Origin of the sequence: Psychrobacter pulmonis, assembly GCF_904846465.1 — a bacterium.
GTDB classification, from domain to species: Bacteria; Pseudomonadota; Gammaproteobacteria; order Pseudomonadales; family Moraxellaceae; genus Psychrobacter; species Psychrobacter faecalis.
In genome coordinates this window covers 72,928-79,097 of the sequence record NZ_CAJHAT010000008.1, presented here as the reverse complement: position 1 = coordinate 79,097, position 6,170 = coordinate 72,928, and the positions used below count along the sequence as shown (strand labels likewise).

At 41.6% G+C, this 6,170-nt stretch carries 6 protein-coding genes and 1 rRNA gene; 4 read left to right on the top strand and 3 right to left on the bottom strand.

What is annotated here, in order from left to right; all coding sequences use genetic code 11:
* Positions 1 to 27 precede the first annotated feature (27 nt).
* The 4 genes from rrf (at position 28) to JMX70_RS12185 (ending at position 2,524) form a co-directional block, all read left to right on the top strand.
* Positions 28 to 142: ribosomal RNA gene (gene rrf, locus JMX70_RS12200) — 5S ribosomal RNA — on the top strand.
* Between the two features lie 243 nt (positions 143 to 385).
* Positions 386 to 604 (top strand): dodecin family protein, encoded by a 219-nt coding sequence (locus JMX70_RS12195; RefSeq protein ID WP_105246437.1) that lies wholly within the window; start codon positions 386 to 388, stop codon positions 602 to 604.
* 217 nt (positions 605 to 821) lie between these two features.
* Positions 822 to 1,877: a 5'-nucleotidase gene (locus JMX70_RS12190; RefSeq protein WP_191692501.1), complete on the top strand. Its 1,056-nt coding sequence runs from the start codon at positions 822 to 824 to the stop codon at positions 1,875 to 1,877.
* A gap of 41 nt (positions 1,878 to 1,918) precedes the next feature.
* Positions 1,919 to 2,524, top strand: a complete 606-nt coding sequence (locus JMX70_RS12185; RefSeq protein WP_201592462.1) for a rhomboid family intramembrane serine protease — start codon at positions 1,919 to 1,921, stop codon at positions 2,522 to 2,524.
* On the opposite strand, the gene JMX70_RS12180 is transcribed toward JMX70_RS12185, so the two are convergent.
* From JMX70_RS12180 to JMX70_RS12170, 3 genes are all read right to left on the bottom strand, one after another.
* On the bottom strand, positions 2,521 to 3,066 hold the full coding sequence (locus JMX70_RS12180) for a hypothetical protein (RefSeq protein WP_201592451.1): 546 nt from the start codon (positions 3,064 to 3,066) through the stop codon (positions 2,521 to 2,523). The genes JMX70_RS12185 and JMX70_RS12180 overlap by 4 nt on opposite strands.
* Before the next feature lie 126 nt (positions 3,067 to 3,192).
* Positions 3,193 to 5,061 (bottom strand): sodium:solute symporter family protein, encoded by a 1,869-nt coding sequence (locus JMX70_RS12175; protein ID WP_201592442.1) that lies wholly within the window; start codon positions 5,059 to 5,061, stop codon positions 3,193 to 3,195.
* 4 nt (positions 5,062 to 5,065) lie between these two features.
* Positions 5,066 to 5,326, bottom strand: coding sequence for a DUF4212 domain-containing protein (locus JMX70_RS12170; RefSeq protein ID WP_201565170.1), 261 nt, complete (start codon positions 5,324 to 5,326; stop codon positions 5,066 to 5,068).
* Positions 5,327 to 6,170 lie beyond the last annotated feature (844 nt).

Genomic DNA, 6,170 nt, shown 5'->3' with positions numbered 1-6,170 from the left:
TTTGCAGACTCATATCTAACCCCCTTTGCTGACGACAATAGCATGATGGCACCACCTGATCCCTTCCCGAACTCAGAAGTGAAACATCATCGCGCCAATGGTAGTGTGGCCCCGGCCATGTGAGAGTAGGTCATCGTCAGCTCTCTATTCCTGAATCGCCCCTCAACTTAATTGTTGAGGGGCTTTTCTTTGTCTAGCGGTTGAGGTTAGAAAACTATTTTACATATCCTAATACATAACTTAACAGCTATGTATTGTTGAGATGACTTATTAAAGCTATGATTATTACAGTTCATGTTATCGATGCAGGATTACTAGAGAAACATGGGCTTTTATAAATGAACTTAATATCATAAAAATTAATAATCACAAGGATGAGATGATTATGACTATTGCAAAGAATATTGAAGTAAGCAGCACCTCAGAAACAAGTTTTGAAGACGCTATTCAAAAAGGCGTGGCGCGTATCGCCAAAACCGTTAACAATGTTCAAGGTGCTTGGGTAAAAGAGCAGAAAGTTGGTATTACCGATGGTAAGATTAATAAGTATCATGTCATTATGATTGTGAGCTTTGTCATTAATGAAGATACTGACCTTAGTTAATCATTATTAATAATATAGAATTACTTATAGACCTGATTTATTAAAAAATAAAAAGCCTGTGTATGCAGGCTTTTTTTATGTCTTTTAATCCGTCATAAAACAAAGGTTTACTCATAGAAATTTCTTAACATTATAGATTGAGGTAGATGTAGTAAACTGGTCGTTTGATATTTTTAACATAATTTTTTTAACAAAGTTTTTATAAATAGAGAAAGCTATGGCAGTTGATTTTACCAATACCTTGATCGTTGCGATATCAGCAACCGCTTTATTTGATTTATCAGAGTCTGAAAATCATCTGATAGCATTATTACAGCAGCGACCCAGCGAGGCGATTAAAGAGTTCCGTGACTATATGGCTGAACGCGAGAATGATTCGCTCAGCATTGGAGCCGGCTATCCGCTTATTAAAGCATTGTTAAATTTGAATAATTATTGCCATGATTGCGAGGCGCAGGACGCAGGTATCGAGACGCCATTGGTAGAAGTGGTTATCGTCTCAAAAAGTAGCCCTGATACAGGTATTCAGGTGCTTAATGCAATTCGTGAACATGGTTTAACCATTTCTCGCTCGGCATTTATATCCGGAAGCCCTATAGCGCCTTATATTAAAGACTTTAATGTGGATTTGTTTTTGACCACCAATCGTGATGACGCTCAGCAAGTTGCCGATGCCAATATTTGTGCCTGTGCGATATTAGATGCCACACCAGTAAATACTTATGAGCTCGATACTAAGCAGCTGCGTATCGCATTTGATGGTGATGCGGTATTGTTTGATGACTCAGGTGAGCTGCTTTATAAACAAAAAGGGTTGCGGGCTTTTCATGAGCGTGAAGCCGAAATGCGGGATTTGCCGATAGAAAAAGGACCTTATGCAGAACTGTTGATTAAGCTGTCAAAAATGCAAGAGCGTTTGCCTGCAAGCTTGCATACTTCTCCCATGAAGATAGCGTTAGTCACTGCCCGTAATGCCCCTGCGGACTTACGGGCGATTAAAACGCTACGTGATTGGGGTGTTGATCTCGATATGGCATTTTTTTTGGGCGGACTTGAAAAGACGGCAGTATTAAAAACCTTTGCGCCACATATCTTCTTTGATGATTCGGTCAAACATATTGATGCGGCGCGTGATTTTATGCCAACGGCGTTGGTTCCTTATCATTCGACCTCTTTGCTGCATGCCAAGAGTGTATTAACGGCAGAAGAAGACGCCTCATCATTGTCATTTAAACCTGTAAAAAGCCCACGGTCTTCTGTGAGCGAGCAATAGGGTTTTAATAACATTCAAAGGTTTAAAAGATAAGGTTTGTTATGAAGTGGCAGCAATTATTTAGCTTAATAACACGCAGAATTAAGCAAGTTTTTGGCTTATATGCGTTTGTTCTTATACCGATGTGGGGCATGTTTTTTCTCAATGAAACGCTGCTTTTCGGGCTATGGAATATCTTTGGGATTGTGCCACGGGCGTTAGACTTAGGTAGTATGATTGGGGTGTTTGCGTCATGGACGATGCATGGCAATTTTTCTCACTTACTTGGCAATACGTTGACGTTATTACAAATTTTATTTTTGTTCGGACTATTTGAAAATAATGCTTATCGTACGGTAATTAAATTGATCGTGGCGTCAGGATTGGCGACTTGGATTATCGGTTCGCCATTGTCGATTCATATCGGCGCTTCGGGGCTATGTTTTGCGATGCTGGGTTATATGATAGGCGGAGCGTTATTTGCGCGGCGCTGGGGTTATCTGTTTGCTTGTATTGTCATGGGAACTGGTTACTGGTTGACCATCAAACAAGGTTTGATGCCGCAGCAAGGCATCTCATTTGCGGCGCATTTTGGCGGACTATGCGCCGGCTTATTATTGGGGGCAAACTCAAAACATGCTTATACCAGTATCAACACGCGTTATTAAATTTTATTGATACAAACGTTGATATATAACGGATCATTTTTTTCTAATGGCCGCCACTTAGTGGTTTGCTTCACATGCTCATCAATGCTCAGCTTACTATCCTTTTCTTGCAATACGTAATCGGCGCGGGCAGGGGCAGCACAGTCAATAACTTGCGGTACTTGCTGCACACTTCGACGTCGCTCAAACAAATATAAATTCACCAAATAAACATCTGGATTATCAGCATTAGCGCGCGCGTGCCCACTGTCTGCGGCCATAAAACGAAAGGTTTGTGGTTTGATATATGACCAAGGACGAAACCAAGTGCTCTGTTCAACTTTTTTCACCACATGCACGCCGTTAGGTAGTTGCGCAGTTTGCTGCTCGAACCAGCTATATTCTTGGCTGATTTGAAAGCCAAAAATACCAATCGCCCCAAATAATGGAATCAGCCATCTTGGGGCTTTTTTTCCTGCCAGTTTGCTGAGATGAGTTATGATTAGTGCTATCCCAGCCATACCAAATCCAGCAGCTATGGTGGCGATAAACTCAAAAAGCATAAGATTTTTCCTTAACGCCATCAGCGCATTTAAAACCAATTCATAAAAAGATAAAAAAATCACTCACAAGCAGTTGCTGCCGGTGAGTGATTATCTTACAAAGAATAGCACATAATATCGTCTAGATTAGTGATCGATTGCGCCGCCAGCTCCGCGTGGCGAACGAACACTTTCAACCAATTCTTGGATATGGGCTGGTGGTGGCGCAGTCGCATAAGAAACAGCGAATGCGACGATGAAGTTAAGTAATGCACCAACCGCACCAAACGATAGTGGTGAGATACCAAATAACCAATACTCTTCCGTATCAGGGAAGTTTGCCGTACCAGTGATAAAGAACCAGCCTTTGAAGACAAAGATATAAACCAAGATACTAATCAAACCTGTGAGCATGCCAGCGATGGCGCCAAGGTTATTAATACGCTTCGAGAAAATACCCATCATCAATGCAGGGAACAGTGAAGCACCTGCAATACCAAAGGCTAATGCAACGACCTGTGCGGCAAATCCTGGGGGATTAATACCGAGCCATGTCGCAACCACAATCGCGATAGCCATCGTGATACGCGCGACTTTTAGCTCGCCTGCATCAGTAATGTTTGGATTTAAGTTACGTTTAATCAAGTCATGACTGATCGCTGATGAGATGGCAAGTAGTAGACCCGCTGCCGTTGATAGCGCTGCTGCCAAACCACCGGCGGCGATAAGACCAATAACCCAACCTGGTAGCTGTGCAATTTCCGGATTGGCCAATACCAAGATATCAGCGTTGACATCAAGCTCGTTACCTTCCCAGCCTCTATCGACAAAGATACCATCACGCTCTAAAGCATGCTCAGCTTTAGCTTCTTCAACTGTCGTAGTAGCAGCAGCAACATCACCGCCGTCAGCTGTTGCGGCAGCCAATGCTAGCTCTGCTGCACCAAGTCCGCTATCGCTATATAACTGAATACGACCATCGTTATTTAGATCGTTATATTTAATAAGACCGGTATCTTCCCATGTTCTCATCCAATCTGGACGTTGATCATATTCGATCGCAGGGGCATCAACACCTTGTGGATAAATGGTATCGATTAGGTTTAAACGTGCCATCGCACCTACTGCCGGAGCAGTAAAATAGAGTAGCGAGATGAAAACTAACGTCCAACCAGCTGTCCAACGGGCGTCAGCAACTTTAGGAACCGTGAAGAAGCGAATGATAACGTGCGGTAAACCCGCGGTACCAATCATCAGTGATAAAGTAAACAGCACCATATTTAGCTTGTTTGGTACATCAGCGGTATAAGCGGTAAAGCCTAGGTCGACGACGATTTGGTCAAGCTTAGTTAAAATAGGAACACCTGCTTCAACATGGTTTGAGAACAAACCAAGACCCGGAATCGGATTGCCTGTTAATTCAAGTGAGATAAACACCGCAGGAATGGTATAAGCAATCATAAGAACGATATACTGCGCAACCTGCGTGTAGGTAATCCCTTTCATACCACCAAGTACGGCGTAGAAGAATACGACGACCGCGGCAATAATCAGACCGGTGGTATTATCCACTTCTAAGAATCGTGAGAATGCTACCCCAGCGCCGGTCATCTGACCGATAACGTAAGTGGTTGAGGCAATAATCAAACAAACAACCGCAATCATAGCAGCAGTTTTAGAATAAAAACGGTCCCCGATAAAGTCAGGAACCGTGAACTTACCAAATTTACGTAAGTAAGGTGCTAGGAGCATGGCCAGTAGTACATAACCGCCTGTCCAACCCATCAAATAAGTTGAGGCCGCATAGCCGCCAGTAGCAATAATACCTGCCATTGAGATAAATGACGCCGCACTCATCCAGTCAGCGGCTGTTGCCATACCATTCATAACGGGATGCACACCGCCGCCAGCAACATAGAATTCACTGGTCGAACCTGCACGTGCCCACCAAGCAATACCGAAGTATAAAGCGAAGGATAGACCTACAAAAATAATATTAATCGTAAATTGACTCATAGGACTATTCCTCGTCTACACCATATTGTTTATCGAGTTTATTCATGCGCCATGCATAGAAGAAGATTAAAGCGATAAAAACGATAAGAGCCCCTTGTTGTGCAAACCAGAAGCTTATATCGGTACCGCCTACTCTAATACCTGACAATAATGGACGTAGTAAGATGCCAAAACCATAAGAGACTAAGGCCCAAATGACAAGGCTAACTTTAATGAGACGGAGATTGGCACGCCAATAACCTGATGAATCGTTGTGGTTCTCCATAGGACAACTCCTTTTGTCTAGCTTAAAAACATAATTATTGATTTGAGCCTAACAAGTGCTGATTGCGTGGCGCTTCACGCGCTATTAGCCCTATAAAACTGCGATATAGGTGGCTTATGCAATCGGACTCAAGTACTTGGCTGAAAAAAATACTTACCCATGAAAGAGGCGTTGGCTATTTGTCAGTCAATAAACGACGAGAAATAGCTATTTGCTGCCTCATACCATCAAAATGATAAAAATACTTAAAAGTGCACCATTCATAACGTTTTAAAAAATACTCATCTAACAACCTGTTATTTAAAAACTGCTGCTATCAAAATGAGGTATTTAATAGTCGAGTCTATAAAAAAAGTTCAGGTAAAGATTGTTGAAGTAGAGCGTATGAACAGAGTGTTTTTTAAAATAAAAAGTTAACGAGGGTGGTGATTACGGCTTTTAAGTATATCTTGCAGAAAAAGGGGATTTATCGAGGAAATACGATGGGGTGGAACAATCCGCTGTCTTTTTACGATCCCGTCTTCCTGACAAGAGTCTTAAAGTTTTTAATACGCTAACTATTCATGCCAATAAGTCAATATCAACCGAATGCTAATATCTATAAAATCCACTCTATCATAGTTAAAAAACGTGGTCGGTAATAAAGTAGACTTCTATAAGTGTTTAGAACATTTAATATTACTGAAATCGTACGATAAATGTCTAACCAATGCTACTGATTTGTTACATTCTCCATTCTATAGGACTTCAATAGTAAGTGACATTTATTTCGGAAATAGTTTTTTTAAATTAATAAAAAAATTTGATAGTAGTAGGCGTCTTAATCTCTATAGAATGCACACGG